Annotated in this window: 32 protein-coding genes; 12 read left to right on the plus strand and 20 right to left on the minus strand. The window is 64.3% G+C overall.

Going from position 1 to position 25,068, the window contains the following annotated elements:
* Positions 1-13 precede the first annotated feature (13 nt).
* From AV929_RS04575 to gatC, 4 genes are all read right to left on the minus strand, one after another.
* On the minus strand, positions 14-199 hold the full coding sequence (locus AV929_RS04575) for a hypothetical protein (protein WP_044951910.1): 186 nt from the start codon (positions 197-199) through the stop codon (positions 14-16).
* Positions 200-240: 41 nt separating this feature from the next.
* Positions 241-1,386: a M48 family metallopeptidase gene (locus AV929_RS04580; protein WP_064287577.1), complete on the minus strand. Its 1,146-nt coding sequence runs from the start codon at positions 1,384-1,386 to the stop codon at positions 241-243.
* 91 nt (positions 1,387-1,477) lie between these two features.
* Complete coding sequence (gene gatA / locus AV929_RS04585; RefSeq protein WP_064287578.1) at positions 1,478-2,755, minus strand: Asp-tRNA(Asn)/Glu-tRNA(Gln) amidotransferase subunit GatA; 1,278 nt, start codon at positions 2,753-2,755, stop codon at positions 1,478-1,480.
* On the minus strand, positions 2,756-3,034 hold the full coding sequence (gatC, locus tag AV929_RS04590; RefSeq protein WP_014040718.1) for an Asp-tRNA(Asn)/Glu-tRNA(Gln) amidotransferase subunit GatC: 279 nt from the start codon (positions 3,032-3,034) through the stop codon (positions 2,756-2,758).
* A gap of 225 nt (positions 3,035-3,259) precedes the next feature.
* Here gatC and AV929_RS04595 point away from each other — a divergent pair, with 225 nt between their 5' ends.
* The gene (locus tag AV929_RS04595; RefSeq protein ID WP_008313196.1) at positions 3,260-4,234 is read left to right on the plus strand and encodes a transcription initiation factor IIB family protein; all 975 of its coding nucleotides are present in this window, start codon (positions 3,260-3,262) and stop codon (positions 4,232-4,234) included.
* 43 nt (positions 4,235-4,277) lie between these two features.
* On the plus strand, positions 4,278-4,751 hold the full coding sequence (locus tag AV929_RS04600; RefSeq protein WP_050007234.1) for an NUDIX hydrolase: 474 nt from the start codon (positions 4,278-4,280) through the stop codon (positions 4,749-4,751).
* 1 nt (position 4,752) lies between these two features.
* Here AV929_RS04600 and AV929_RS04605 read toward each other — a convergent pair whose 3' ends face one another.
* From AV929_RS04605 to AV929_RS04630, 6 genes are all read right to left on the minus strand, one after another.
* Positions 4,753-4,959, minus strand: a complete 207-nt coding sequence (locus AV929_RS04605; RefSeq protein WP_050036731.1) for a DUF2061 domain-containing protein — start codon at positions 4,957-4,959, stop codon at positions 4,753-4,755.
* Between the two features lie 148 nt (positions 4,960-5,107).
* Positions 5,108-6,202: an asparagine synthase C-terminal domain-containing protein gene (locus tag AV929_RS04610; RefSeq protein ID WP_050007233.1), complete on the minus strand. Its 1,095-nt coding sequence runs from the start codon at positions 6,200-6,202 to the stop codon at positions 5,108-5,110.
* Positions 6,202-6,888: a PHP domain-containing protein gene (locus AV929_RS04615; protein WP_014040722.1), complete on the minus strand. Its 687-nt coding sequence runs from the start codon at positions 6,886-6,888 to the stop codon at positions 6,202-6,204. The genes AV929_RS04610 and AV929_RS04615 overlap by 1 nt, the downstream gene beginning before the upstream one ends.
* Positions 6,889-7,136: 248 nt before the next feature.
* Positions 7,137-8,372, minus strand: coding sequence for a TIGR04347 family pseudo-SAM/SPASM protein (locus AV929_RS04620; protein WP_014040723.1), 1,236 nt, complete (start codon positions 8,370-8,372; stop codon positions 7,137-7,139).
* Positions 8,369-8,683 (minus strand): Htur_1727 family rSAM-partnered candidate RiPP, encoded by a 315-nt coding sequence (locus tag AV929_RS04625; RefSeq protein ID WP_014040724.1) that lies wholly within the window; start codon positions 8,681-8,683, stop codon positions 8,369-8,371. Before AV929_RS04625 ends, AV929_RS04620 begins: the two co-directional genes overlap by 4 nt.
* A 348-nt stretch (positions 8,684-9,031) precedes the next feature.
* Positions 9,032-10,183, minus strand: a complete 1,152-nt coding sequence (locus tag AV929_RS04630) for a multicopper oxidase domain-containing protein (protein WP_014040725.1) — start codon at positions 10,181-10,183, stop codon at positions 9,032-9,034.
* Positions 10,184-10,395: 212 nt separating this feature from the next.
* Between AV929_RS04630 and AV929_RS04635 the strand changes: the two genes are divergently transcribed.
* From AV929_RS04635 to AV929_RS04645, 3 genes are all read left to right on the plus strand, one after another.
* A complete protein-coding gene (locus tag AV929_RS04635) occupies positions 10,396-10,773 on the plus strand; it encodes a helix-turn-helix domain-containing protein (protein ID WP_004591803.1) in 378 nt (125 codons plus the stop codon).
* Between the two features lie 2 nt (positions 10,774-10,775).
* Positions 10,776-11,075: a hypothetical protein gene (locus tag AV929_RS04640; protein ID WP_014040726.1), complete on the plus strand. Its 300-nt coding sequence runs from the start codon at positions 10,776-10,778 to the stop codon at positions 11,073-11,075.
* A 157-nt stretch (positions 11,076-11,232) separates the two neighbouring features.
* Positions 11,233-11,529 (plus strand): hypothetical protein, encoded by a 297-nt coding sequence (locus AV929_RS04645; RefSeq protein WP_023843329.1) that lies wholly within the window; start codon positions 11,233-11,235, stop codon positions 11,527-11,529.
* Between the two features lies 1 nt (position 11,530).
* Here the strand turns inward: AV929_RS04645 and AV929_RS04650 are convergent, their stop codons facing one another.
* A complete protein-coding gene (locus AV929_RS04650) occupies positions 11,531-12,844 on the minus strand; it encodes a hypothetical protein (protein WP_064287579.1) in 1,314 nt (437 codons plus the stop codon).
* A gap of 89 nt (positions 12,845-12,933) precedes the next feature.
* On the opposite strand from AV929_RS04650, the gene AV929_RS04655 reads away from it, so the two are divergent.
* Both AV929_RS04655 and AV929_RS04660 read left to right on the plus strand, forming a co-directional pair.
* Complete coding sequence (locus AV929_RS04655) at positions 12,934-13,218, plus strand: DUF2249 domain-containing protein (protein ID WP_064287594.1); 285 nt, start codon at positions 12,934-12,936, stop codon at positions 13,216-13,218.
* The gene (locus AV929_RS04660) at positions 13,215-13,487 is read left to right on the plus strand and encodes a glutamyl-tRNA reductase (protein WP_014040730.1); all 273 of its coding nucleotides are present in this window, start codon (positions 13,215-13,217) and stop codon (positions 13,485-13,487) included. Before AV929_RS04655 ends, AV929_RS04660 begins: the two co-directional genes overlap by 4 nt.
* Positions 13,488-13,489: 2 nt before the next feature.
* On the opposite strand, the gene AV929_RS04665 is transcribed toward AV929_RS04660, so the two are convergent.
* Positions 13,490-13,804 carry a cupin domain-containing protein gene (locus AV929_RS04665; protein ID WP_014040731.1) on the minus strand — a complete coding sequence of 105 codons (315 nt, stop codon included), beginning with the start codon at positions 13,802-13,804 and terminating at the stop codon, positions 13,490-13,492.
* A complete protein-coding gene (locus tag AV929_RS04670; protein WP_008313171.1) occupies positions 13,801-14,034 on the minus strand; it encodes a DUF2249 domain-containing protein in 234 nt (77 codons plus the stop codon). The genes AV929_RS04665 and AV929_RS04670 overlap by 4 nt, the downstream gene beginning before the upstream one ends.
* Before the next feature lie 89 nt (positions 14,035-14,123).
* On the opposite strand from AV929_RS04670, the gene AV929_RS04675 reads away from it, so the two are divergent.
* Complete coding sequence (locus AV929_RS04675) at positions 14,124-14,660, plus strand: hypothetical protein (protein ID WP_008313170.1); 537 nt, start codon at positions 14,124-14,126, stop codon at positions 14,658-14,660.
* 193 nt (positions 14,661-14,853) lie between these two features.
* Positions 14,854-15,177, plus strand: coding sequence for a hypothetical protein (locus tag AV929_RS04680; RefSeq protein WP_008313168.1), 324 nt, complete (start codon positions 14,854-14,856; stop codon positions 15,175-15,177).
* A 23-nt stretch (positions 15,178-15,200) separates the two neighbouring features.
* On the opposite strand, the gene AV929_RS04685 is transcribed toward AV929_RS04680, so the two are convergent.
* Positions 15,201-15,566, minus strand: coding sequence for a hypothetical protein (locus AV929_RS04685; RefSeq protein ID WP_008313166.1), 366 nt, complete (start codon positions 15,564-15,566; stop codon positions 15,201-15,203).
* Positions 15,567-15,895: 329 nt separating this feature from the next.
* Between AV929_RS04685 and purL the strand changes: the two genes are divergently transcribed.
* Positions 15,896-18,112, plus strand: a complete 2,217-nt coding sequence (gene purL, locus AV929_RS04690) for a phosphoribosylformylglycinamidine synthase subunit PurL (RefSeq protein ID WP_064287580.1) — start codon at positions 15,896-15,898, stop codon at positions 18,110-18,112.
* Here the strand turns inward: purL and AV929_RS04695 are convergent, their stop codons facing one another.
* The 3 genes from AV929_RS04695 to AV929_RS04705 form a co-directional block, all read right to left on the minus strand.
* Positions 18,113-19,327: a HAMP domain-containing sensor histidine kinase gene (locus tag AV929_RS04695; protein ID WP_064287581.1), complete on the minus strand. Its 1,215-nt coding sequence runs from the start codon at positions 19,325-19,327 to the stop codon at positions 18,113-18,115. It abuts the gene before it with no gap.
* Between the two features lie 3 nt (positions 19,328-19,330).
* Positions 19,331-20,542 carry an FIST signal transduction protein gene (locus AV929_RS04700; RefSeq protein ID WP_064287582.1) on the minus strand — a complete coding sequence of 404 codons (1,212 nt, stop codon included), beginning with the start codon at positions 20,540-20,542 and terminating at the stop codon, positions 19,331-19,333.
* A 93-nt stretch (positions 20,543-20,635) separates the two neighbouring features.
* Complete coding sequence (locus tag AV929_RS04705) at positions 20,636-20,827, minus strand: hypothetical protein (protein WP_004591771.1); 192 nt, start codon at positions 20,825-20,827, stop codon at positions 20,636-20,638.
* A 117-nt stretch (positions 20,828-20,944) separates the two neighbouring features.
* Here AV929_RS04705 and hisF point away from each other — a divergent pair, with 117 nt between their 5' ends.
* Together hisF and AV929_RS04715 are read left to right on the plus strand one after the other, a co-directional pair.
* Positions 20,945-21,760, plus strand: a complete 816-nt coding sequence (gene hisF, locus AV929_RS04710; RefSeq protein WP_064287583.1) for an imidazole glycerol phosphate synthase subunit HisF — start codon at positions 20,945-20,947, stop codon at positions 21,758-21,760.
* 297 nt (positions 21,761-22,057) lie between these two features.
* The gene (locus AV929_RS04715; RefSeq protein ID WP_050036738.1) at positions 22,058-22,906 is read left to right on the plus strand and encodes a hypothetical protein; all 849 of its coding nucleotides are present in this window, start codon (positions 22,058-22,060) and stop codon (positions 22,904-22,906) included.
* 2 nt (positions 22,907-22,908) lie between these two features.
* Here the strand turns inward: AV929_RS04715 and AV929_RS04720 are convergent, their stop codons facing one another.
* The 3 genes from AV929_RS04720 to AV929_RS04730 all read right to left on the minus strand — a co-directional run bounded on the left by AV929_RS04720 (position 22,909) and on the right by AV929_RS04730 (position 24,942).
* A complete protein-coding gene (locus AV929_RS04720; protein ID WP_050036739.1) occupies positions 22,909-23,193 on the minus strand; it encodes a DNA-directed RNA polymerase subunit L in 285 nt (94 codons plus the stop codon).
* Between the two features lie 94 nt (positions 23,194-23,287).
* The gene (locus AV929_RS04725) at positions 23,288-23,599 is read right to left on the minus strand and encodes a hypothetical protein (RefSeq protein ID WP_064287584.1); all 312 of its coding nucleotides are present in this window, start codon (positions 23,597-23,599) and stop codon (positions 23,288-23,290) included.
* Positions 23,596-24,942 (minus strand): hypothetical protein, encoded by a 1,347-nt coding sequence (locus AV929_RS04730; protein ID WP_080510031.1) that lies wholly within the window; start codon positions 24,940-24,942, stop codon positions 23,596-23,598. Before AV929_RS04730 ends, AV929_RS04725 begins: the two co-directional genes overlap by 4 nt.
* Between the last annotated feature and the right edge of the window lie 126 nt (positions 24,943-25,068).

Genomic DNA, 25,068 nt, shown 5'->3' on the forward strand with positions numbered 1-25,068 from the left:
TGCGTCGCGTAACTCAGGCCCGCGAGTGCGACCAGCCGATACCGAAAGCGAGCCCGTTGAGTGTGCCAAGCAGTATTCCAAGATAGAAATCCCCCAGTGACACGGCCAGTATCAGGCCGGCCCCGACTCCCAGCGCCAGCCCTTTCAGGACCGTTGGCCAGTGGAGCCAGCTGAGTCGCCCCTCGGCGTCGTCGCTCATACGCTCTCTCGGGTCGCCGGCGAGTAAACTGTACCCCTTCGTCACGACTGCCCGCGCCGGTCGAGGGCGGACTGGTGGTCCTCCAGAGCAGCGATGCGGTCAGCGACATCTGGATGCGACCCGGGCAGCAGCCGCTCGGAGACGCTCCGCCAGCGGTGAGCGAGCCGTTCGGCCCGCCCCTCCGGCGGAGTTTGCTCGTCGGACGCAATGGCGTGTGGGATCACACAGAGTTCTCGAACACCGGTCTCGGCGGTTCGGATGTCTGTGGTCGGACGCTGGTCGTCTGTCAGCGTCTCCAGCGCGCTGGCGAGTGCTGCCGGGGAGCCACAGATGGCGACACCGCCCGCGTCCGCGGCGTACTCCCGAATCCGTGAGAGGAGCCGGTAACAGGCTGTGCTGGCGAGATACAGCGTCGCCGTGACCGGTATCGCGATGACAGCGAAGAGCAGCATCACGAGGTGAATGTTCCCGCCAGCGACCCACGTCCCGTCCTCGTCGTCGCCGCCGAGGAACCAGTGGAAGAACATCGAGTACTGCAGCGTCTTTCCGAGCGTGCGAGTAAACAGCGCGCTGACGGTCGGGAGGAACGCGGCCGCAGTCATGACGAACGCGTCGCCGTTCTTGAGGTGGGCCAGTTCGTGGGCGATGACGGCGTCGAGTTCCGCGTCGTCGAGCTGGTCGACGAGCGCCGTGGTCACGACCAGCGTCTGTTCGCCGGGCCGGCTGGCGACGTAGCTGTTGGGCGTCTCCGAGTCGATGACTGTCACGTCCGGTGTCACCATATCCGCCGTCTGTGCCAGCCGAGCCACTCGCTCTCGGAGGCGGTCGGCGGTTTCGCTACGCCGTATCTTCGCCCGCATCGCGTCGACGGACTCAGGATCGGACGCCCTAGATTCGGTCGCAGTTGTTCCGGAATCCCGGAGCGTCATCCGGTAGCCGTAGATGGACTGGACGGCGAGCACGAGCGGCGTCCCGACGAGGACGACGGGCCACAGCGGCACGATATCGAACCCCATCGTCCAGAACAGCGTCCCGGTATCGTAGCCGACCAGCGGCAGGAGACCGAACGCGACGTGGCCCAGCACGTACGTGACGGCGACAGCCACGGCGTCAAAGGCGACGAGCACCACTACGAGCGCGAGGAGGCGTGCGCGGAGGGACCACGTAGTGGACAGGAGGGAAGCCATAATTGTCTGTTCGTCATGACGAACAAAAAGTGTACGGAGGGTTCGGCCCCAGCCTCAGGCCATCAGCTCGGATGATTGCTTACTCGCGTGCTTATGCCAGTGCGCTGCCGGCCCGGATAATTTCGCGTTCACCGAACGCCGGCCCGACCAACTGGAGCCCGACCGGCAGTCCATCGTCGGTTTCGCCAGCGGGAACGGAGATAGCCGGAAGGTTTGCAAGGTTCACCGGCGTCGTGTTGGCGTCGGCCAGATACATCGTGAGCGGGTCGTCGAGGCTTTCGCCGCGTTTCATCGGCGGGACGGGCATCGTCGGCGAGGCGAGCACGTCGGCATCGTCAAGCGCCTCGTCGAAGTCCTGTTTGACCCACGCGCGGGCGTCCTGTGCTTTCTTGTAGTACTTGTCGTGGTAGCCCGCCGAGAGGGCGTAGGTTCCGAGGAGAATCCGACGCTTGACCTCCTCGCCGAAGCCTTCCTCACGGGCGTTCGCGAACGACTCGTTCCAGTTGCCGTCGTAGCCGCCGGACTGCCCGTACCGGACGCCGTCGAACCGCGCGAGGTTCGAGGAGGCCTCGGACATCGCGATGACGTAGTACGCCTCGACAGCGTGTTCGACGGAGGGGAGGTCGACCTCGTGGTAGCTCGCACCCTGTGCTTCGAGGTCGTCCATCGCCGCCCAGAACGTCTCGACGACGTCCTCGTCGGCCCCGTCCAGCAGTTCCGTCGGAACGCCGATAGAGAGTCCGTCGACGTCGCCGTCGGCGGCCGCCGCGTAGGAGCCGTCGCTCTCGGGCGCTTCCTGCGTCGTCGCGTCGTGTTCGTCCGGCCCGGCGATGACATCCAGCAGTTCCGCAGCGCCCTCAACAGACGGCGCGATGGGGCCGATCTGTTCGAGGCTGTTGGCGTAGGCGACGAGGCCGTATCGGGAAACCAGCCCGTAGGTCGGCTTGATACCGACGACGCCACAGAAGGCGGCCGGACAGCGGATAGAGCCGCCAGTGTCGCTGCCGAGTGCGAGGTCAGCGTCGCCGCTGGCGACGACAGCAGCCGACCCGCCGGAGGAACCGCCCGGCACCCGGCCCTCGGCGACGGGGTTCTCAACGGGCCCGAACGCCGACGTCTCGGTGGTCGTCCCCATCCCGAACTCGTCCATGTTCGTCTTGCCGGGGATGGTCGCGCCGGCGTCTTTCAGGCGCTCGACGACCGTTGCGTCGTACGGCGGGACGTAGTCTTCGAGCATCGCCGAACCGCAGGTCGTCCGGACGCCCTCGGTGGAGATGTTGTCCTTGACCGCGACGGTCTTGTCCGCCAGCGGGCCGTCGTCCGCGCCCTCGATGGTCTCGTCGGTGATGTAGCCGTTGTACGCCGTCATCTACGACACCTTCGGCCCTTTGAACTGCCCTTCCTCGGTGTCGCTGGCGTTCCGGAGCGCTTCCTCCTGTGAGAGGCTTTCGCGTGTCTCGTCGGGGCGCATCACGTTCGAGAGTTCGGCCTCGCGTTCTGTCTCTGGGACGTCATCGAGCGCTTCGAACGCGTCGAGGATGTCGCCCAGCTGCTCGGTGAACCGCTCGATCTCGTCGTCTGCGAGGTCGACACGGGCGAGGTCGGCGACGTGCCGAACCTCCTCGGGATCGACGGCGGGGTCGCTCATGTCGGGCCGGAGTGCTGGATGCGCGGTAAGCGTTTCGAAACACCGGGCAGATATATAGCATAGTTAATAATTGTGGAAGCGAATACACAAGAATTGCCAACTCTTGTTTCCCCTTCGGAAAATTGGACTTCTGAAACGGACAAAAGTTTTAAGTCGCCGTAGATACAACAGTAGGTTACAACACGTTTTTCGGGTACGATACCCGGTTGTCCCACCCCCCAACAAATGACCGATACCAGCATCCGCCGATACTCGAACGAGCGCGAAACGGAGACAGAGCAGACGGACGAAGAGGAGTCGGAAACGCTCGTCTGTCCGGAGTGTAACGGGTCGTTACTCTCCGACAGCGAGCGCGGTGAAACAGTGTGTGAGGACTGTGGGCTGGTCGTCGAGGAGGACGAGATCGACCCCGGTCCCGAGTGGCGCGCGTTCGATTCGAAGGAGAAAGACGAGAAATCCCGTGTCGGTGCGCCGACGACGAACATGATGCACGACAAGGGCCTCTCGACGAACATCGGCTGGCAGGACAAGGACGCCTACGGCAACTCCTTGTCCTCGCGCCAGCGCGAGAAGATGCAGCGACTGCGCACCTGGAACGAGCGGTTCCGCACCCGCGACTCCAAGGAGCGCAACCTCAAGCAGGCGCTGGGCGAAATCGACCGCATGGCGTCCGCGCTCGGACTGCCCGAGAACGTCCGCGAGACGGCCAGCGTCATCTACCGTCGCGCACTGGACGAAGACCTGTTGCCCGGCCGCTCCATCGAGGGCGTCTCGACGGCGTCGCTGTACGCCGCCGCGCGACAGGCCGGGACGCCGCGGTCGCTCGATGAGATTGCCGGCGTTTCGCGCGTCGAGAAAGACGAAATCGCCCGGACCTACCGTTACGTGGTCCGCGAACTCAGCCTCGAAATCCAGCCGGCCGACCCCGAGAGCTACGTCCCGCGGTTCGCGTCGGACCTGGACCTCTCCGAGGAGGTCGAACGGCGCGCCCGCCAGCTGCTCCAGAACGCCAAGCAAGAGGGCGTCCACTCCGGGAAGTCGCCGGTCGGCCTCGCCGCCGCTGCGGTGTACGCCGCCTCGCTGCTCACCAACGAGAAGGTGACTCAGAGCGAGGTCAGCGAAGTGGCCAATATCTCCGAGGTCACCATCCGCAACCGCTACCACGAACTGCTGGAAGCTGAGGACAACATCCACCCGTAACCGGTATCGTAACCTAAACCACCGACTGTGCCGTGCCGTCGGTATGGAAACTACTCGGCATTTTGTCGCAACCGTCTACGTCGTTAGCGAGGGTTGTGTCGCGCTCCACGAACACAGTAAGCTCGACATGTGGCTGCCCGCCGGCGGCCACATCGACCGCGACGAACTCCCCCACGAGGCCGCGCTCCGCGAGACGCGCGAGGAACTGGGCCTCGACGTGGCCCTCATTGCCCCACAGCAGGACATCGAAAGCGAAACGGTCCAGTCGATGCCCCAACCACAGCACTTCCTGCTGGAGGACATCAACGTGAACGCCGAAGGCGAGGTCGGCCACCAACACATCGACTTCATCTTCTACGGCCGGGCGGATACCCGCGATATCGCGCCGGGGCCGGGCGAACAGCCGGCCGAGGACTGGGAATGGTTCTCTGCTAATGACCTACAGAATCGGAGCGATGAACTCCCGGCAGACGTCGTCGAGGTCGGCCAGCAGGCAATCGGTGCTGTCGGCGAGTGACTTACGCCTCACTGACTCCCCAGTCGATGTTCGCCCAGAGTCGTTCCCACACGTAGTACAGGACTGTCTTAGCAGCCGCCGCTGAAAGCCCGATTTTCGCAGACGACCCGAGTTCACCGGTAAACAGGAAGGCGATGCCGAACACGACGCTGGTCGCGAATAGTCGGTAGCTCACGGCTTTGACGACTGACCGCCGGTGTTGTGTCATTACGGCCCACCCCACTGTACTGCCAGGGATTCGCTGGGGCGGCGTTCACATCGAACACCTATCATTCGAGAACAACTATCGACGCCGCACACTAAAACCTAATTACATATTATTATTCACGGGGCTGACTGCAAGGACACCGCCCGTGTCATTCCACGAGCGACTCGACGTACTGCGTGACGTGGTCGTCCATCCGGCGCTTGTAGCCGGCCTGTCGGGCCAGACGGTCCAGTTCCCGGGCGGCGAGTGAGCCGTACTGTGCGGCCTTCTTGTCCCGGTTTGCGATCTCGTCGGGGAGTGATCCGCGCGCTGCCGCCCGGAGCGCGACCTTCCGCGTCTCGCCGTCCACGAGCAGCTCGCCGTCCAGTCGGAGCGCGGCCTCGACAACGCGGTCGTGTAACAGCGGTGTCACCGGCTCGACGCCGGCGGCCCGCAGTGCGAGCACGTCCCGCTCCAACTGGTCGGGGAGCGAGCCGATGACCTCCCGCTGTGCCCCGCGGACGGTGTCGGCTTCTACGCGGGGGTCCTCGGGGGCCTTTGCGACTTTTGCGTAGCCACCGAACAGCTCGTCGGCTCCCTGGCCGAGCGCCAGCCGGTCGAAGCCGTCGGCGGCGACCCGTTCCGCGGCGAGATACAGCGGGAGCGCAATTTGGACCGCCATGGCGTTGGTTCGACCGGTGGCGTGTGCGATTTCGGGGACCGCCCGCTCGATAGCCTCGTGAGTCAGTTCGACCACACGGACCTCGGTCCTCAGCAGGTCGGCGGCCGACCGAGCGGCCTCAACGTCGTGACTGTCCGGGAAGCCCGCGACGTACAGCGGCGCGTCGAGACGAGCCGCGAGCAGCGCCGAGTCCACACCGCCTGAGAACGCGATAGCGAGAGAATCAGTGTCGACGGCGTCGATGCTCGTCTCGACAGCCTCGCGAACCCGATTGATGGCTGTCTCGCGGTCGCTGAACGGGTCGGGCGACGGGAGCGACCACCGCTGCCGGGTCCCGTTGTCGTCCCGAATATGACCGGCGGGGAACGACCGCGGATCGGCCAGCGCGGTCGGGTCGCGGCTCCACTGCCCGGGGTCGAGAGGCTCCCCGTCAGAAACAGTCCGCTCCACGAACAGCGGGTATCGCCCGAGAACGTCCCGGAGGAGCGTTCCGTCCAGTTCGCCCGCGAACCCGCCGCTTCCCGGCAGCGCGTCGCCGCTGTCGAGGGCGTCGGCGACGGTATCTGGGTCAGCTCCCTGCATCACTGCAGTAGTTCCGCAATGCCGTTCTTGACGCGTCGCTTCGCCCCGCCGGCGGCCTGCCGGAAGCTAATCCGCCACGGCGTCCGCTTGCCCTCGACAGTCGTCTCGCCCTGGCGGATGGCGTCGAGAATCGCGTCGGCCGTTCGTTCGTCCGTGCCGACGTTGGTGACTGCCTGCCCGACCATCTCCGCGATGTGGGCGTCACTGCCGGCGGTCATCGGCAACCCGTTGCGACGGGCGAACCGCTCGGCCTGCCGGTTCGACCGTCCGGTCAGCAGCCGCGAGTTGTACACTTCGATGGCGTCGGCCGTCGCGAGTTCGGCCTTCGAGATGTGTTCCAGCACGCCGTGGCGGGACTCCTGAAACGGGTGTGGGACGACTGCGAGTCCCCCCTGATCGCGAATGCGGTCGAGCGTCTCCTCGAACGGAAGGTGTGGCGGAATCGCCTCCTGAATCCCCAGAGCGAGGACGTGTCCGGCGGCACATGTGACCTCCATCCCGGGAATCCCGACGAGGCCGTACTCCGGGGCGAGTTCGGCCGCCCGGAGGCTGGCGTCGATTTCGTCGTGGTCAGTCACGGCCAGCGCGTCCAGTCCGACGGCGCTGGCTTGCTCTAAGAGGAGCTCGACCGGGTCCCGGCCGTCGTACGACAGCGACGAGTGCGCGTGTAGCTCAACCGACTGCACAGGTATCGATAACGGGGGGCAGGGCAAAAACGCCCCGGTCCGCCCCCGTTCTCACAGAGAACAAACCGGCCGCCGTGTCCAAGGCAGCCGAGTGCCCGAAGAACGCCCATCTGTCCCACGAGACTGAGCGTGTGCTTCCCGACGATACGACCGTCAATCGACGGTCGCATGTTGCAATTACTGGTGTGCAGGAATGAGTGAGCCCCCTCAGCTTGGTGGGGATTAAAATGGGGTTAGACGCTGCCGACTCAGTCGGCCGAGCTCCCGCTCGCCACCGAGCGCTCACCGGTGTCGAACGGCGGCGACCCGTGGATCTCCTCGTCTTCCAGGTAACACTGCGGGTCCGGGGCGAACAGGTCGTCTTCCACGGTGAGCGCCCGGAGCCGGGACCCGCCGCGACAGACCTCGGCGTAGCGGCAGTCGGCGCATTTCCCCGTGAGGTGCTCTTCGCGGTTGCGGAGTGCCGTCAGAAGCGGGTTCGACTCGTCCTCCCAGATAGCGCCGAACGAGCGGTCGCGGACGTTCCCCAGCGAGTACCCCTGCCAGAACTGCGTGAGGTGGACGTTGCCCTGATAGTCCACGTCGGCGACGCGTTCGCCGGTCGGGTCCCCGCCGTTGACCCGCAGGTACTCGTACACCCGCTGGGCCTGTGCCTCGCTCATGTGCTCGCGGGCGTACTCGACGAGGTAGGCCGCGTCGGCGTAGTTACCGACCAGTAGCGTCTCGATCTCCTCGCCGCGGTCGTGGTACTCGCGAGTCATGTCACAGACTCGCTTCACCGCCTGCCGGCGGTCCTCGGGCGTGAGATCGGCGTCGACAATCTCGGTCCCGCGGCCGCCGTAGTCCAGGTGGTAGAAGCAGAAGCGGTCCACGCCCACGTCGGTCAGCAGGTCGACGACGCCCTCCAGGTCCGCGGCGTTGCGCTCGGTGATCGTGTACCGGAGTCCGGTCTTCAGGCCCGCGTCGAGGCAGTTCTCTATCCCCTGAACCGCGCCCTCGAACGCGCCGTCGACCCCGCGGAAGTCGTCGTTTCGCTCCGGCAGCCCGTCGACTGAGACGCCAGCGTATTTCAGCCCGGCGTCCTTGAGCGACCGGGCGCGCTCTTCGGTGATGAGCGTCCCGTTGGTCGAAAGCACCGGTCGGACGCCGACCTCGTTCGCGTAGGCGACCAGTTCTTCGAGGTCCTGCCGGACGAGCGGCTCGCCGCCGGAGAACAGCACCACCGGCGCGCCGTAGTCGGCCAGGTCATCGAGCAGCGCTTTCCCCTCCGCGGTCGAGAGCTCCCCGTCGGCGATTTCGGTGTCGGCGGCAGCATAGCAGTGATCACAGTAGAGGTTGCACTGCTTGGTGACGTTCCAGACGACGACGGGCCGGCGCTGCTTCTCGTCCCGGATCTGGCGTTTGGTCGACTCGTTGGCCGCGTCGTACCGGAGGCCGTCCCCCTCAGCGTCGAGGTCACAGAGCAGTTTCGAGACCGAAATCATCGGTTTTCACCCCGGAGCGTCTCCGACTCCATCTCGTCGACGCTCATAGTGGCGTCGTCCCCCGCGTTCCCCGTTCCGAGCGTCGCCTCGTCCGTCTGGTAGCGGTGCGTCTCGTCGGCAGGACACAACCACAGTGTGACGGCCGTCCGCGCGAACAGCGACGCTGCCTGCTCTCTGGCGATGTCGGCGGACGGCGCGCTGACACTGCCGACGTGGGTGAGCGGGTCCGCCGTGTCCTCGCGGACGAACACCTCCCACTCGCGACTCGTTGCGCCGCGCGGGGCGTCTACCTCGTGGTCGAACTCTTCCATACCCCTCTGTTAGACTCCCCAAGAAAAACGGGACTAGCGTGTTCTCAGCTACTGGGAACCACTCGGTCAACGGCGTTTCAGTTCGATTGGAATACAGCGTTTGCCGTCCAGACGCTGGGCGGGAGCTGTGCAAGCACAGAGTGAGACTGGAGGATAGCGGTCACAGTCGAGTTGCTCGTGGCTGCCGGAAGTGGTCGCAATAGCCGAACTCCGAATTTTGGTATAGCAGTATCTGATTTACTAACGGGTCGTGCCTGCGTGGCTTAAAAGGAAAGTCTGCTATTCGAATGTAGCCGAGATGTCCCGCGAAAAGACCAATCAACTCACGCAGCCTATCGAAACGCCGTCTTACGCTTCGTAGCCGGCGTAGTCCATCAGCTGTTTGAAGATGTCGGTGTCCATCGCCTCCTTGTAGACGACACCGGTGATCATCCCACCGGGGTAGGAGGTCCCGTTCATCGCGTGGCTGACCTTGTGACAGTGCGCGAGGTAGATGCCGGGGTCGGCGTCGGCCTCGAACTCGATAGTGTGCCGACCGGCGGGCGGGATGCTGGTGATGTCCTGGTCGTGGCGGGCGGCTTCCGGAATCTTCCCGCCGTCCTTGTGGGTCACCTGGAACCGGTGGTTGTGAATGTGCATCGGGTGGTCCATGTACCCGTTATTACACATGTGGATACGCACCGTATCGCCCTGCTCGACGATGATCGGCGAGCCGTCCTCGGGATGCAGCGTCCGCGGCGCGGACTTGCCGTTGACCGTGAACGTATCGGGGCGACGGTTGCGAACATCGTAGCTGGCGTCCATGCCGGCCATCTGACGGTTGAGTCGGGAGTCCCACTCCTTCAGCGTCATGAAGTACTCCTTGTCGGCCGGTTCGTAGCCCTTCGGGTCGACGCGGAAGATGCCGTACATCCCCATGTCGATGTGGCGGTGAGTCTGGTAGTGGCAGTGATAGAGATGCGTGCCCGTCACGTTCGCGGGGATCGTGTAGGTGTGTTTCTCGCCGGGGTCGATGCGGATGCCCGTCGTCGTCGGGACGCCGTCGTCTTCCCACTGCTTCTGGACGGCGTGGAAGTGGACCGTGTGCGGGCGCATGCCGTCCGTGTTGTCGAAGGTGACCTCCATGTCCTCGCCTTCCGTCGTCCGGAGAATCGGTCCCGGAACGCTCGGTTCGCCGTCGTCGGCCTTGAACGCCCACACCTTTGGCAGTTCGACCGGGCCGCCCATCGACTCGCCGGGATGGGCCTCGTGCTTTGCCGGGACAGAGGAGAGCGTCACTTCGCCACCCTGTTCGTCGACGTTGACGATCTCAGGCGGCGACGTGGTCGGGAGGTCGCTGTCGGATTGTGCTGGAGTTGTGCTGGTGTCGACTGACTCTTCGGTCGGAACCTCACCCGGGGCGGTACAGCCCGCAAGCGCGACCGTGCCACCGAGGCCGGAGGCTTTCACGAAGTCACGACGGGAGATGCCCGATCCGGGTGCGCCAATCTGGTCTTCCATAAGCAACTGTGGATAAGACACCACAGTATAAACCCCCCGAAGGGAGTTCTCAGACCGACAGAAGCGTTCTCAGTTGCTGGGAACGAACGAACGGTTACAGATAAGTCCCCCATATATTGCGTGCTGTGTGGCGCAAACGTCGGCTGTGTCGGGCGGTAAGCGCTCCCAAGTCGGTTACATTAAACGTCTTGGGCGGGCAGTGTCGAGCAAGGATGGTCCGGGACCCCTTCGCTGACGAGGAGACGCCGGAGTTACAGACGGTCCTCGACGCACTCGACGACGAGGACTGTCGCGCCATTGTCAGCGTACTGGAGGAACCGTTGACGGCGAGCGAGATATCCGACCGGAGCGGCGTACCGCTATCGACGACCTACCGAAAGCTCGAACTACTGACCGAGTCCTCGTTGCTGTACGAGGGCGTCGAAGTCCGGTCGGACGGCCAACACGCGAGCCGATACGCGATCGACTTCGAGGAGGTCGTCATCAGTCTCGACGAGGAACTGTCGCTCACCGTCGACATCTCACACCGCGCTCGGACGCCGGACCAACGGCTCGAAAACCTCTGGTCCGAGGTGCGAAAGGAGACATAACCATGGTACACATTCCAAGTTCACAGGTCGGCATCGTCGTCTCGAAGACACTGATCCTCATTCTTGGCGGACTGATTACGTACTACTCGTATCAGGCGTACAGCCGGACGAAAAGCCCCCAGCACAAGTGGCTCACCTACGGGTTCGGTGTGGTGACCCTTGGCGCATTTATTGGTGGCGTTCTCGATATCGTTGTCGGCAGGTATCTCGGTCAGCAACTGCTCTCCGTGAGCGTCTTCACGTCGAGTTCACTGACGGCCATCGGCCTGGGTATCATCCTGTACTCGCTGTACGTTCGGTAGTGACCACGCGACGTACCCGCGCAGCAATCTCGTCGCCTCTCGCTTCTCGATTTCGGCCGGAGCGGGCAACTGGTCCGTATCGTGTCGTGACACTGGTATTCTCACCGACTGGAAACGCTACGGACGGTATATTTATCAGGACGTGTCAATCAAAGCCATGCTTGGAGCGAACGCAGTGTTGTTAATCGGGATGAAGACAGTCACGCTGTTCTGCGGTGTGATACTGACGACGTTGACATACCGCGCATACCGCCGCACTCGGGCACCGGCGATGCGAGCGCTCTGTCTCGGTATCGGGTTCGTCACACTGGGTGCAATACTCGGCGGCAGCCTCCACCAGTTCGTCGGCATGCCGGTCGCACAGAGCGTCACTGTCGAAGAACTGTTCACCGCTGCTGGGTTCTTTATTCTGACCTACTCGGTGTACACTGACCAGCCGACCACGACGAACTGAGTTACGAGTCCTCGGCGGGCGTGCGTCCACGACCGGTCAGGAGTGTTGGTAGCGATTGCGGGCTGTGTTCGACGAGGACGGCGACGAGGTTCCCCGCGAACAGGACAGTCCCGAAAAACGCGAGCGCCCCGGCGACTAACGCCGTGCCGTCCGGTGTCTCGAGCCACTGATTGCTCACGAGGAGGCCGTACGCAACTGTCAGCGCCACACCATCTATTGCCGCGATTCGGTGGTCGTACAGGTCATCGACCATCGGCACGTCCTCGAAGCCGAGGCGGTCGCTGTACCGGTGGACCCAGACGATAAACGGGACGACGTGATACAGCGTCCCGAGGACGACGAAGCCGACGCCGCCGACGAGCAGCACCGTCGACGGCTGACCGAGCAGCCCGGCGTACGCCAGCGGGTCGTTCCACCACGCGAACACCGTCAGTCCGGCCCAGAGAAACAGCGACAGCGCTGCGACGCTGTATCGGGTCAACATCGGGGACCACTCGACACGCGCCCCGACGAGCTGTCGCGCCAAGAGCACCGCCACCACGCCAAGGCCAGCAGCGACGAGAACTGCGCCGAACCGGGCCAGAACGGGTGACCCAACTAGGCGACCGCCGGCGAGCGCAAGAACGCCGAACGGATAGACGGCCGTCTCCGCCCGCTGGACCGCTGCATCGACCCTGCCTGTGTCGGCCTGCGTGAACATCGGGGCGAGCTGTGCCAGTGCACCCGCGACAGTCGTCAGGACAGCACCGAACACGGCGAGTGTCCCGTGGGCCAGCAAGAGCCCCTGCCGGCCGATTCCCAAAATCGGGAGGACGCCGGCAGCGTGATCCAGCGCCAACACTATCCCGGCGGCCGTCACGAGGGCGAAAAACACCAGTGCCCAGCCGAAATGAATCGCCGTGACGTCGGGCTCCGCAGCGAGTAGCGTCCGTCCGATGTTGTAACAGAGCGTCCAGACGCCGATCAGCGCGAACGCGCCGGCGACCGGTAGCAGGGCAGGAGTCGCTGTCAGGAAGCCAGCGGCCAGACCCGCGAACCCGACCGCAGCGAGTGGTAACTGCGCTGCAGCGAGGCGGCGCGAGTGGAGTTCGATGCCACACCAGACCGGGACGAACTGCGTCAGTGCGCCCATGATGGTGAGACAGACCCACCCCGCGAGCAGGAGGTGGACCTGTGCGAGGTGGCCAGCACGGCCCTCGACGACGCCGACGGTGACACCGGCGACCAGAAACGCCAGCGCGACGACGAAATGACGCAGCGGGACCGTCATCGGCGGGGCGGCGTCTGCGTCCACGTCGGCAGGTATTCCGCTCATTGCTGTGTAGTACGACCTTGTCCCTGCTGGCACTGAGGCCGAATATGTTCGGGGAAAGGGTCGGCCCGTTCACAACCGAACGCGAACACATGACGTCGAACCACCAGCCAACAGAGCAAATCGCGGCCCTGATTTCGGAAACCGGTGCGCCCGGTGACGCGCCGACGGAACGCCTCGATGTGCAGTCGCTGGGGCCGCCAAAGCCGCTCAAGCAGACACTAGAGCGGCTTGCGGACCTTGACGACGACACCGTCCTCGTCCAGTTCAACGACCGCGCCCCACAGCACCTCTATCCGAAACTCGAGGACAGAGGCTACGAGTACGAAAGTGTTGAGACCGACGACGCGACAGTGACAGTCATCTGGCACAGATGAATCAGAACACGGAGCCGCCTGTCGACGTCGAAGAAGCGATCGCTCGTATCGACAGCCGTGGTGCGAAGATTCAGCGGGAGCAACTCGAACGGACGCTGTCACAGCTACAGCAGGACGGTGAACTGACGGCTGACCAGCAGCTTGCGGTCGAAAAACTGAGCGAACGGCTCGTCGACCGATTGCTCGCCGTCCCCCGGGCAACTCTACAGGACGCGGCGAGGAGTGCGGACGACGAGCGGATCGAAACCGCGATTTCCCTGTTCGAGTGAGCCTACTCCGACGACGCCAAAACGAGCAGTGCCTCGCTGTCCGCCGTTGCGGCGGGGGAGATGTCCTGGTCACCGTCGAACCGGACGACGTCGCCGGGAGAGAGCGACACCGTCTCGTCGCCGAGCGTCAGGTCCACGGCGCCCGAACGGAGGAGGAACACGATGTCCCGACCGGGATGCTTGTGGGCCGGAATCGACTCGCCCGCATCGAGTGTCAACCGGATGGTCTTTGGCTCCCCGTCGAACAACCTCGTCCGGCCGTCCCCGTCGCCGTCGAGCGTTGCTCGCTCCGTTTCTGTGACGGTAGATTCGCTCATTGTTTCGGAAGGTCGGCGACGAACTTCTGTGGGCCGTCCTGCTCGCACCGATAATTCGCCGCGTCGAACGCCTCGACCTCGGCTTGCATCTCGTAGAACAGCGGCTTTGGCTCGTGATCGTTGATAATCCGAAGCGTCTCCCCTGAGGACAGCGCCTCGAAGGAGTCGTGTATCTTCGAGTGTCGCTCCGGCGGCGGCGTCTCGCGCAGGTCGAGTGTGGTTGCTGGCATCACCTGAGCGTTCGCCGGGCGTCGGTGAGGGGGTTCCCCCGAACACGTTCGGGAGTAGGTCCTGATGGATGCCGCCCGTTCGATTCAGTATGAGCCTTCTCTCCGGCCTCCGTGGCGGCTCAGACGTCGGGTTCGATAGCTACGGGACGTTCGTTCCCGAACACAACCCTGACCCCGGCCCGTTCCTGTCTGAGACAGCAGTACTGACCGGCACCGACCACGCCGCGTTCCACCGACTCACGATGGACCTGTTCGACGAGCGCGGCGTGTACGACATGACTTTCGGGTACAACCTCGCACGGCTGAACCTCGACCATCGGCACCCGGACGCGGGCTTCCGCTACGGCCGTGAGACGGACGACAGGAGCGTGTTGCGAGCCGAGTTCACGCCGACGACCGAGTTCTGCCCCCAGAGCGACACGCTGACTGTCGGCGCGTTTCGCGCCTGGAACGGGCTGTCGGACCGCCACGAGTACGACCTTGTCCGCGTCCGCGTGAGCCCTGGCCACCACCAGAGTACGAGTATCAACGACAAACTCCAGCAACTCGAAACGCGGTACCGGAAAACCGGTGAACTCCGGACGGACGATGCGGACGAATCGTCCGACGAGAGCGTGCCGTTCTGACGGCTGAGTACATGGAAAACGTTATACGGTTTGCTGGGCGACATATCGTAAGCTGAGCCGACTGGGTGGGATATCGGTGGCTTGGTGGGATAGTGGAGGGTCCCTCCACGACAGAAAGCAACAACCTATCAAAAAACGATGGTATCGGAGTACTTACAGTGCGGCGTCGCGGCCCGCCGGAGGCGGAGCCGAGATGGATAGCGATATCTTTCGGGATGCGGACGGAACCTACAACAAGCGGCTTCTGGGACTGGTCCTTCTCGTTTTACTCGCCGTCGTCGGTGCTGGCGTTGGGACCCTCGGTCTCACCGACAACAGCGACGCGACTTCTGAGCCCGCCACCGAGATGACGCCAAGCCCGACGGAGTCGACACCGGACGGAACTGACGCCACTTCGACCGAAAGCGGCGGCAGTGCCTCCCCACCGCCGAGCGCGCTCCTGTCCGAAACTCCGACAGAGACTCCGGCTAACAACCAGTCGGACGGGACCACCGCGGGCAACGCGACGGCTGAATAGTCCGGCAGTAAAACGGCGGTTCCTCAGGAAAACAGCAGATTGAGGTTGAACCCGGTCACGGCGAGCCCCATCACTGTCAGAAGCACCGGCGGACCGTAGTAGAGCAACGGGTCTTCTTCGAGCACGCCGCCCCAGATGCTCACGCCGAGACAGCAGTATATCACGAGGAGTTTGAGGCCGAGGAAGCCGCCGCCGCCGAACGACTGGATCGCCCACCGGATCGCGGGATTCGCCTCGGTGAACGTCGGCACGAAATAGACGATGGCGATGGTGGTAACCACGTCCCCGACGCCGTAGGTCGCCAGCGCCACCGCCCACACGCTGGAGAAGGACCGGCCGGAGAAAGAACTCCCTTCCAGCGTCAGCCAGTCACCGTCGGCAGCACCCATACTGCATTCGGGTATGGCTAGCGGCCATATATACTGCGAGGGCCAGTTATCTGATTTGAAAAGGAGAGAGATATGGGCTCTCCAGAGATTTTGAGGTAATTGTACGCGGGATAGCTATTCTAAAGACCAATATTGTCCCTCCTGAAAGTCCATAGCCGATGCCGGTGCCCACTCGTATTCAGCTGTGAGTCTCAGCTATGGACGGTGTGTCGGGTTGTTGAACAGGCGCTCGCCTCGACAGGTGCGAGTTGTGTGCTGCCGGACGTTCGCGTCCTGCCAGCGCGGGTGCATGGAAAGGGACTTATCTTGTGGGCGGCCACGAGGAGGTAATGAGCCTGTCCGACGCGGACCACGAACTCGTGGTCGAGGAGATCGGTCGGGAGCCGACACGGGCGGAGGCCGCTCTCTTCGAGAACCTCTGGAGCGAACACTGCGCGTATCGCTCCTCTCGCCCCCTGCTGTCGGCGTTCGACTCCGAAGGCGATCAGGTCGTCATCGGCCCCGGCGACGACGCAGCCGTCGTCTCCCTGCCGTCCCACGGCGACGGCGAGGAGATGTACATCACGATGGGCGTCGAGTCCCACAACCACCCGTCCTACGTCGACCCGTTCGACGGGGCAGCGACCGGCGTGGGCGGGATCGTCCGCGACACGCTGTCGATGGGGGCCTACCCCATCGCGCTGGCTGACTGTCTGTACTTCGGCGATTTCGACCGTGAGCACTCCCGCTATCTCTTCGAGGGCGTCGTCGAGGGCATCTCCCACTACGGGAACTGCATCGGCGTCCCGACAGTGGCCGGCAGCGTCGCCTTCCACGACGACTACGAGGGGAACCCGCTCGTGAACGTGTCCTGTATCGGCCTGCTGGAGCCCGAGCGGACCATCACCGCCGAGGCCCAGAAGCCGGGCAACAAGCTCGTTCTCGTCGGCAACGCGACGGGGCGAGACGGGCTCGGCGGGGCGTCCTTCGCCAGCGAGGACCTCGCGGAGGACGCTGAAACGGAGGACCGACCGGCCGTGCAGGTCGGCGACCCGTACTCGGAGAAGCTACTCGTCGAGTGCAACGAGGCGCTGCTGGACGAGGAACTCGTCGAGTCGGCCCGCGACCTTGGGGCCGCTGGCCTCGGCGGCGCGTCGTCCGAACTGGTCGCCAAGGGCGGCCTCGGTGCACGTATCGAACTCGACCGCGTCCACCAGCGTGAACCGAACATGAACGCCATGGAGATTCTCCTCGCAGAGAGCCAGGAGCGGATGGTGTACGAGGTCGCGCCGGAGAACGTCGACCGCGTGGCCGAACTCGCCGAGCGATACGACCTCGGCTGTTCGGTCATCGGCGAACTCACCGAGCCGGGCACGAACTACGTCTGTACGTTCGAGGGGAGCGAGACAACTGTCTCGGACAAGTCGAGCGGGCAGCGCCCGCGAGACAGCGAGACAGTCGTCGACGTGGACGCGGAGTTCCTCGGTGAGGGCGCGCCGATGAACGACCTGCCCAGCGACGCGCCGCCAAGACAGGAACGAGACCTGCCAACGGTCGCGCTGGAGGAAGCCTTCGAGGAGATCGTCAGCAGCCCGAACTGCGCCTCGAAGCGGTGGGTGTACCGCCAGTACGACCACGAGGTGCAGGTCCGCACGAGCGTCCTGCCCGGCGACGACGCCGCACTGCTCGCCATCCGTGAGGCCGGGACCGGACTGGCGTTCTCTGCTGGCGCGGACCCCAACTGGACCGACGCCGCGCCGTACGAAGGTGCACGCGCCGTCGCGCTGGAAAACGCCACGAACGTCGCCGCGAAGGGCGCGACACCCCATGCGGCTGTGGACTGTCTGAACGGCGGCAACCCCGAGAAACCGGACGTGTACGGCGGCTTCAAGGGTATCGTCGACGGCCTGGCGGATATGTGCAGTGACCTCGACGTGCCGGTCGTCGGCGGCAACGTCTCGCTGTACAACGATTCACAGGACGGGCCGATTCCGCCCACGCCGACGCTCGCGCTGGTCGGGGTCAAGGAAGGCTACGATGCCCCGCCGCTGTCGCTGTCCGGCGAGGGAACGCTCGTCGTCGTCGGGGACACCGCACTGGAGGGCAAAACCGACCCGCGTCTGGGCGGGTCCGAGTACACCGCGCAGTTCGGCGGCACCGACCGCTTCCCCGCCCTCCCGGCGGACTCGACGGACGTTGTCGAGACGATTGCCGAGGTCGCCGACGCCGACCACGTACTGGCGAGCCACGACGTGAGCCACGGCGGCCTCGCGGTAACGCTGGCCGAGATGGTCCACGAGGACGCCGGTGCGTCGGTCGACATCGAGCCGGTCGAGCGCGGCAGCCGGAACCGACTCCTGTTCAACGAGCGGCCCGGCCGCGTCGTGTTCGAGACGACCGACCCGGCGGCGGTCCGGGAGGCTTTCGACGGCATCGCCCCGGTGACGGAACTGGGCGAAGCAAACGGCTCGAACCGGCTCGATATCACTGTCAACGACGAGACGCTGGCGTACGACGCTGCGGACATCGCCGACCTGCGGTCGGTCATCGAAGACGAACTGGCCTGATTACCAGCGGACATCGAACCGCGCACCGCCCCTCTCGCTCTCCGAGACTGCGACCGACCAGCCGTGTGCTTCGGCGATGCTCTGAACGATCGACAGGCCAAATCCTGTCCCGTCCGAGTTCGTCGAGTAGCCGTGTTCGAACACTAGCTCACGGTCGTCCGGTGAAATGCCGGGGCCGTCGTCGGCGATGGAGAACCCGTTCTCATGTGTCTCGGGCGCGGAAACGACGACGGTGCATTCCGCGCCCGCGTGCTCGATGGCGTTCCGGTAGAGATTCTCGAATAGCTGCTGGAGGCGCTCTGAGTCCGCCTCGATGGTCGCGTCGGTTTCGATGGTAAGCGTTGCGTCCCCGGTTTCGACCTGTTGCCACGCGTCGGCTGCGACGGCTTCGATGGAGACGCTCGTGGTCTCTCCGACGACCCGCCCCTGACGAGCGAGCGTCAGCGTGTCATCGAGGATCCGTGCCATCCGCTCGTGTGCCGCGGCGACCTCCTGTAACCCCTCCCGAACAGCCGCATCCTCGATGTCGCCGAGCAGAAGGTGGGTGCGGCCGGATGCGACGTTCAACGGGTTCCGAAGGTCGTGGCTGACGATACTGACAAACTCGTCAAGCCGCTCGTTCTGGTGTTTCAGCTGTTGTTCGCGGCGCTTGCGCTCGGTGATGTCGGTGTATATCCCGTACCCTTCCAGCTGGCTGCTGTCACGGGTGACGATGGTACTCCGGAACAGGTAGGTCCGTATCTCGCCTGATGCAGTCGTCCGCCTGACCTCTTGCTCCGACTGGCCGGTCTGTTCCCACCAGTCTGCCCTGATGACTTCGGAGTCGGCTCCGGGCGGCGCGAGGAGTGTCCGAAGCTCCGTTCCGACTGCATCCGTCTGGTCGTAGCCGAACGTGTCCGCGAACGCTTCGTTGATCGACTTGACGTACGGTTCTCGCTGCTCAAACTCGACGACGACAGCCGGGTTTGGGATGTTCCCCAGGAGCGCGTCAAACCGTTCCTGTGCCGCCAGCTGCACGCGGAGTTCACTCGCGACGAGTGCGACGTATCCCTCGTTGTTGTGCTGGATTATATCACAGATATCCTGTGCATCCGTGTCGTCTATCTCCGTGTCGCCACTGATACCCAGGTCAGCCATCGCGTCGTCGACGATAGCCGACGCCTTCTCGATGCCGACCGTTTCTGCGAACTTTGAGACGAGTCCTGTTCGATTCATCTGTTACTCCGGCAGTGCAAAGAGCACCGTTGTCGTGTTGTGAAAGCCACTGAGTTGTCCGGCCTGCATACACAGCTCTCCGTACGTCTCAAACCCAGCAACTGGGGCCGACAGGGTCGATGTGATACCATCGACAGTCGCCGAAAACGCGTCGTCGAAGAGAATCTGACGACACGCGCAGTCGTAGACGAACGCGCCAGCGATGGGACCGTCACACAGCGAGACAGCGTCGGCAGCAGCCTGTTCGGCGGACGCGATCTGGTCAGCTTTGTTGCCATGCATTACGCGGAGGACAGTTCCCTCCGGAATATCGACGGCAAACTGCAGTGCGCCAGTCTCTTCAATCGCAGTCCGGGGCCAGCGGATCTTGTAGGTTTCACCCTGGTCGATACCGAACAGGTATTCGACCATGAGCTTCCTGAGCGCCGCTGACCCGACTGGGACGTCGTCGACGGCTACCCCCGATGTCTCCACAGCGTGGTCTCGAACAGCGTCTTTCCATACCGCAAACGCTGGTTCACCGTCGAGTTCGTGAACCACGTTCCCGGAGACCTCGGTTACCTCCCACGGCTCTGAGATGGGGCTGTGGCCGTGATTGACGGTAATGATCGGACGCTTTTCGCCGGAGACGAGTACGATAACGACTGCGTCGTCGACAACCGACTCATCGCAAAACACTGGTGTCGACTCCATCCGGAGACCGTCAGACGCTGCCCCACCTGCGAATTCGACATAGGGGCCAAGCCGTCGCTGGACTGACAGCGACAACTGTTCACCGACGCCCGACAGCCCGTCGTGGAGGACGATCGCTGACTGGTAGGGTTCCTCGATATCTTCGGGAAGCGCTCGGACAGCATCTCTGACAGCCCCACGGGTGTTCTCGCTGAGACCGGCGGCAAGGGCCGTATCGAACCGGAACGAATCACTGGTAACGAGCGTGACGGCCACGCCGGCATCCATCGTTCGCTCTTCAGTGAACGTTCCGCCAGCCGTGCAGCCGACAACGGCTGTCTCGTCGTCGACGAGCGCATTCACGCCCGCCAGAACGGCTTCGGGGTCGAACCCAGAGCTGGCAAACACCTGACAGAAGTCCACCCGCTCGGCGTCCAGTCGGTCACGAGCAGCGCTGGTCGCCTCTCGGCCAGCGCGCGTCCCAGCGGTCGCCACTGACGTTCCCGTTGCGACCGCTGTACTCGCGCCTGACTGGGGCGACATTGTACAACAGTTATTCGCGCGGAAACCTATATACTCTCCCCAGAAGTATCAGAAATGATATTCCTGGCGGCCGACGTGGTCATACCGACCTGCTCAGGCCAGCGCCAGCGCGATACCGAACGTAAGCACCAGTCCGACCAGCAGGACGCCGAGCCCTGTCCCGACCTGCGACATGGTGAACGGGCTCTGTGGGGCCGTCGACCGAAGCGGCGGTTCTCGCGCGGGCAGTTCGACGTGTTCGGGGTCGTAATCCGGCCGGTCCTCCTCGTGGTGGTCGTCTGCCATAAGCGGTGGTTCTGGTGCGTCGTACGTGTAGCTGTCGGATTGTCACTGCGTGCTCGGCCAGACACTTGCACCAGTCGAAACGGTCAAACGGCGTTGCGTCGAACCCACAGGTATCGAATGACGCTCACGAAACGGATCATCCCCTGTATCGACGTCGACGTGGACGAGAACGGGGACGCGGCGGTGTACACGGGAGTCAACTTCGAGGACCTGGAGTACACCGGCGACCCGGTAGAGATGGCCAAGGCCTACAACGAGTCCGGCGCCGACGAGTTCGTCTTCCTGGACATCACCGCCTCCGCCGAGGGCCGCGAGACGATGCTCGATACAGTGTCGGCCGTGGCCGACGAGGTGTTCATCCCGCTGACCGTCGGCGGGGGTATCCGTACCCGTGCTGACATCAAAGAGACGCTCCGGGCCGGTGCCGATAAGGTCTCGATCAACTCCGGGGCTATCGCCGAACCCGACCTCATCAATGAGGGCGCGGCAGCCTTCGGGAGCCAGTGTATCGTCATCTCCGTCGACGCTCGCCGTCGCTTCGATTCGGAAGGTGAGCACTACACCGAGGTCAACGGCGAGTCCTGCTGGTTCGAATGCACCGTCAAGGGCGGCCGCGAAGGGACCGGACTGGACGTCGTCGAGTGGGCCACAGAGGCCGAAGAGCGCGGTGCTGGCGAACTGTTTGTCAACTCCATCGACGCCGACGGAACGAAAGACGGCTACGACATCCCGCTGATGCAGGCCGTCTGTGACACCGTCTCGACCCCGGTCATCGCCTCTTCGGGCTGTGGCGGCCCGGAAGACATGGAGGAAGTGTTCGTCGACGCCGGCGCGGACGCCGGACTGGCGGCCTCTATCTTCCACTTCGGCGAGTACTCCATCGAGGAGACGAAAGAGTATCTGGACAGCAAGGGGATTCCGGTCCGACTGTAACGCATCTCCGACTTAGGGTAGCAATATTAAATACCCACTCCTGTCATTATCTCTGTATGACGCAGTTCTTCTGTCGCCTCGGATGCCTCGATTTTCCCCGCGTCTCGGCGTTCGATATCGGTTCTCGCTGTCAGCGGTCACGCCCACCCCAGTCCCTGGAAGCAGGCGTCAACGGGGTCGAACGGCCCCGATGAGTCAGCCTGTGACCGAGCGACCGTGGGGGAACGTCTCCCCGGAACCGCAGCACTGTGGCCTGGCATCGGGCAGGTTTTATTCGCCCAACACGGAGAATCAACAATGAAATGGCGGTGTGAATGGTGTGGCAAACCCCACGAGGAGGACGACCCGCCGTGTGACAACTGCGGGCACGGTTCCTTCGAGGAGGCCGTGACGCAGGTCAACGAAGCGGTCGTCGAAGGCGGGCCCAGATGGGTCTGTCTGGACTGCGGTCGCCAGCACCAGAAGAACTCCCCGCCGTGCAAACGCTGTGGCGGGAGTAACTTCGAGCGGCGGACGGGGCCGCCGGAGGACGATCCGCTCGATGAGATACAGACCGGCTGGCTGGACGTGCTCGAAACGAAGTACGCGATCGGCTACGCCGCCGTGGCACTGCTGCTCGGCCTCATCGTGCTCGCTGCTGTGGGCGGTATCACGTTGCCGGGCTTTGCCGCCGAAACTCCCACCGGCCCACCGTCGATCGCGTCCCCTGCCGGCAGCGGCGACACCGTCGACTCGCTCTCGCTCGCCGAGGTCGAGGACACCTACGTCGACGTGTACAACGTCCGGCGGTCGGGCGTCGGCGGTGGAACGGTCTCGCGGAACGCGACCATCGACGACGCCGCGGCCTACTACAACAAGGGCCGCGTCGATGCGCGATACGACAACGCGGAGCGGCCCACGCGAGAGGGAGTATCCCGGTTCCCGCTCCCCTGTGACCGCCCAGTCGTGGTCAGCTACGAGGTGGCCTACGACCGGACGCCACAGTCACTCGACCAGTTCGAGAACGAGACAGCGCTGGCGACCGCGCTCGTCGACAGTTACATCGAGCGAGGTAACAGGCTTCGGACGTCGGACGCCGGACTGATCGGCCTCGATATCCACGTCGGTCCGGACGAACGCGTGTTCGTCACGTACGTACTCTGTTAGAACTACGCGGCGGCTTCGAACGCGTCAGTGAAGTTGTCCGCCTTCTCGATGACGGCGTCAGTCCCGTCTTCGAGAGCTTCGAGCGCGTCGACGCCATCCTCAGTTTTGATGGTCAGGACCGGGTCCGTCTGGCCACCGGACTGTTCCGGGTTCACGTCGTAGGTCGCCGCTGTGACGCCCTCTGTCTCCAGTAGCGCCCCCTTGATGACGTTCATGAACGTGTGGTCCTCACCGGCGATCTCGATAGAGAGTTCCGTGTCGGATTTGTCGATAACGCGAAGGTCCATACCCACTGTTTGGTCACCTGCGACCCATCAACGCTTCGCTTCCCGTCTGCCAGCCAACAGAGACACCAGACCGGGCGGACGATAGCGGCGTCGGTTAGACGAGCGCGTACACCATCAGGAGACCGAAGTAGATGAGCACAAGCGCGCCCAGCGCCTGGAGTCGGAACGTCGAAAGCGACTCCTCCTCGTCGTCGTGAGCCGCCCGGAAGGCCTCGATCTCCGCGTCGTCGAGTTCGTTGGGATGGGCCAGACCGCGGTGGAGCGCGAGCCATGACTCGCGGGCGAACGGCCGGCCGCAGTACGCACAGGTGTAGGCCGTGGCGTCGGCCGGGACGTCGTAGGCTGCTCCGTCATCGGTGCTTGTCGCTGCCGTATCAGCCGCCGTCTGGGTTGCTGTGTCAGTCATAGATGGGGGAGTGCCACCTCCGGCTGAGAGACGACCCAGAGGCTTGTCATCGTGTAGAACACCATGACCGCGATGAAGGGGTACTGCGACCGAATCGCCTGTAGTCGTGCGGGAAACAGGTCGTACGCGGCGGCGTGGGCCACCCAGATAGCGACCAGATGACCGACGATGACCGACGCGAGCGCAATCGCGCCGAACCAATCCGGTAGTTCGATGGTCGGCACTACTGCCGGGTCCGCGAACGGCGACGTGAGCGCGACGGCCAGCGAAGGTGCGAGTACGAGGAAGTACCCGAGGTAGTGCGCGAAGTGGTAGCCGACGGCGATAGCGATAAGCGGCGGCGCGAACCGCTGTGCGAGCACTGCCGGAGCCAGATACGTGTCCGACATATCACGGGAGAGCCGGACCGCGAGTCGATACACGCCGAGGAAGCCGGCGAAGCCGATCCCGAGCGCGACCGGATACAGGAGGTGCGGCGGGACGCCGGCATCGACGAGTGGTGTCGTCAGGTCCCGCCAGGCCGGCGTCGTGACCAGCCCGTCGTAGGTCGTGACCCACAGCAGGGCGACCACGAACGCCACCTCGTCGGGGCCGTCGACCAGCCGCGGCGTCGAGAGGTCCATTCCGGGGAGCCGAAGTCGGAGTCCCCCCTCGTCGCGGCCGATGGGCGCAAAGCGACCGTAGTAGCGGAACACCCGCTCCACCGGGTCGGCGTGAGCGAACCAGTCCTCGGGTCCGAACACGAGCGCGCCCGCGAGCGTCAGCACCGAGTAGCCGGCGACGACCGACGCGAGCAGTCGCGGCTGGTCGGCGAGCGGGCTGACGACTTCCAGCCACACCAGCACGAGCAGGCCGCCGACGGCGGGCCACGATCCGACGCGGGCCGGGTAGGGGCGGTCGAGCGTCGGGAGGAGGTCGGCGAGCGTCTTGAACGGATTGAGCGTCGCCCAGGCGTTGCCCAGGAGGTATGTCGTCATCGCCAGCCCGGCCCACCAGCCGACCCAGACGAGCAGTATCGCGAGGTTCGTCCGGGCGTTCGTCGGTCCGAGGAAGCCGACGACGAACACCGCGGCGAGTCCGGCGAGCCCGAGGAGTTGGCCGGCGAGCTTTAGGACACGCTCGTAGTCGCCCGACAGCGGCCGCCCCCAGTCGTGGATGCGCTCGACGAACGCCCGGTCGGTGACGAACGAGGCCAGCAGGAACGACGCGCCGACGGCCGCACCACCGGTACTCAGGAAGAGCCACGTCGGTATCGTCAGCGATTCGCGCCCGCCGCCGGCGAGACTGCCGCCGTGTGCGCTCGCTGTTCCCGTCGCGGCCAGCCAGCCCAGCCCACACACCACCAGCGCGACCGTACGACGCCTCCCAGATGTCATCGTCGGCAGTTGGGCCTTCGCCCCCGTGTAGCTTCCGGGATGCCGGCGGGTCATTCAGAGACGGAACCGGACCAATCCGCAGTGAATTGGATG

Origin of the sequence: Haloarcula sp. K1 (assembly GCF_001647155.1) — an archaeon.
Taxonomy (GTDB): Archaea; Halobacteriota; Halobacteria; order Halobacteriales; family Haloarculaceae; genus Haloarcula; species Haloarcula hispanica.

Coding starts and splice junctions, on each gene's coding strand:
- AV929_RS04575 (WP_044951910.1), bottom strand. CDS start 199: ATGAGCGACGACGCCGAGGGGCGACTCAGCTGGCTCCACTGGCCAACG.
- AV929_RS04580 (WP_064287577.1), bottom strand. CDS start 1,386: ATGGCTTCCCTCCTGTCCACTACGTGGTCCCTCCGCGCACGCCTCCTC.
- gatA (WP_064287578.1), bottom strand. CDS start 2,755: ATGACGGCGTACAACGGCTACATCACCGACGAGACCATCGAGGGCGCG.
- gatC (WP_014040718.1), bottom strand. CDS start 3,034: ATGAGCGACCCCGCCGTCGATCCCGAGGAGGTTCGGCACGTCGCCGAC.
- AV929_RS04595 (WP_008313196.1), top strand. CDS start 3,260: ATGACCGATACCAGCATCCGCCGATACTCGAACGAGCGCGAAACGGAG.
- AV929_RS04600 (WP_050007234.1), top strand. CDS start 4,278: ATGGAAACTACTCGGCATTTTGTCGCAACCGTCTACGTCGTTAGCGAG.
- AV929_RS04605 (WP_050036731.1), bottom strand. CDS start 4,959: ATGACACAACACCGGCGGTCAGTCGTCAAAGCCGTGAGCTACCGACTA.
- AV929_RS04610 (WP_050007233.1), bottom strand. CDS start 6,202: ATGCAGGGAGCTGACCCAGATACCGTCGCCGACGCCCTCGACAGCGGC.
- AV929_RS04620 (WP_014040723.1), bottom strand. CDS start 8,372: ATGATTTCGGTCTCGAAACTGCTCTGTGACCTCGACGCTGAGGGGGAC.
- AV929_RS04625 (WP_014040724.1), bottom strand. CDS start 8,683: ATGGAAGAGTTCGACCACGAGGTAGACGCCCCGCGCGGCGCAACGAGT.
- AV929_RS04630 (WP_014040725.1), bottom strand. CDS start 10,183: ATGGAAGACCAGATTGGCGCACCCGGATCGGGCATCTCCCGTCGTGAC.
- AV929_RS04635 (WP_004591803.1), top strand. CDS start 10,396: ATGGTCCGGGACCCCTTCGCTGACGAGGAGACGCCGGAGTTACAGACG.
- AV929_RS04640 (WP_014040726.1), top strand. CDS start 10,776: ATGGTACACATTCCAAGTTCACAGGTCGGCATCGTCGTCTCGAAGACA.
- AV929_RS04645 (WP_023843329.1), top strand. CDS start 11,233: ATGCTTGGAGCGAACGCAGTGTTGTTAATCGGGATGAAGACAGTCACG.
- AV929_RS04650 (WP_064287579.1), bottom strand. CDS start 12,844: ATGAGCGGAATACCTGCCGACGTGGACGCAGACGCCGCCCCGCCGATG.
- AV929_RS04655 (WP_064287594.1), top strand. CDS start 12,934: ATGACGTCGAACCACCAGCCAACAGAGCAAATCGCGGCCCTGATTTCG.
- AV929_RS04660 (WP_014040730.1), top strand. CDS start 13,215: ATGAATCAGAACACGGAGCCGCCTGTCGACGTCGAAGAAGCGATCGCT.
- AV929_RS04665 (WP_014040731.1), bottom strand. CDS start 13,804: ATGAGCGAATCTACCGTCACAGAAACGGAGCGAGCAACGCTCGACGGC.
- AV929_RS04670 (WP_008313171.1), bottom strand. CDS start 14,034: ATGCCAGCAACCACACTCGACCTGCGCGAGACGCCGCCGCCGGAGCGA.
- AV929_RS04675 (WP_008313170.1), top strand. CDS start 14,124: ATGAGCCTTCTCTCCGGCCTCCGTGGCGGCTCAGACGTCGGGTTCGAT.
- AV929_RS04680 (WP_008313168.1), top strand. CDS start 14,854: ATGGATAGCGATATCTTTCGGGATGCGGACGGAACCTACAACAAGCGG.
- AV929_RS04685 (WP_008313166.1), bottom strand. CDS start 15,566: ATGGGTGCTGCCGACGGTGACTGGCTGACGCTGGAAGGGAGTTCTTTC.
- purL (WP_064287580.1), top strand. CDS start 15,896: ATGAGCCTGTCCGACGCGGACCACGAACTCGTGGTCGAGGAGATCGGT.
- AV929_RS04695 (WP_064287581.1), bottom strand. CDS start 19,327: ATGAATCGAACAGGACTCGTCTCAAAGTTCGCAGAAACGGTCGGCATC.
- AV929_RS04700 (WP_064287582.1), bottom strand. CDS start 20,542: ATGTCGCCCCAGTCAGGCGCGAGTACAGCGGTCGCAACGGGAACGTCA.
- AV929_RS04705 (WP_004591771.1), bottom strand. CDS start 20,827: ATGGCAGACGACCACCACGAGGAGGACCGGCCGGATTACGACCCCGAA.
- hisF (WP_064287583.1), top strand. CDS start 20,945: ATGACGCTCACGAAACGGATCATCCCCTGTATCGACGTCGACGTGGAC.
- AV929_RS04715 (WP_050036738.1), top strand. CDS start 22,058: ATGAAATGGCGGTGTGAATGGTGTGGCAAACCCCACGAGGAGGACGAC.
- AV929_RS04720 (WP_050036739.1), bottom strand. CDS start 23,193: ATGGACCTTCGCGTTATCGACAAATCCGACACGGAACTCTCTATCGAG.
- AV929_RS04725 (WP_064287584.1), bottom strand. CDS start 23,599: ATGACTGACACAGCAACCCAGACGGCGGCTGATACGGCAGCGACAAGC.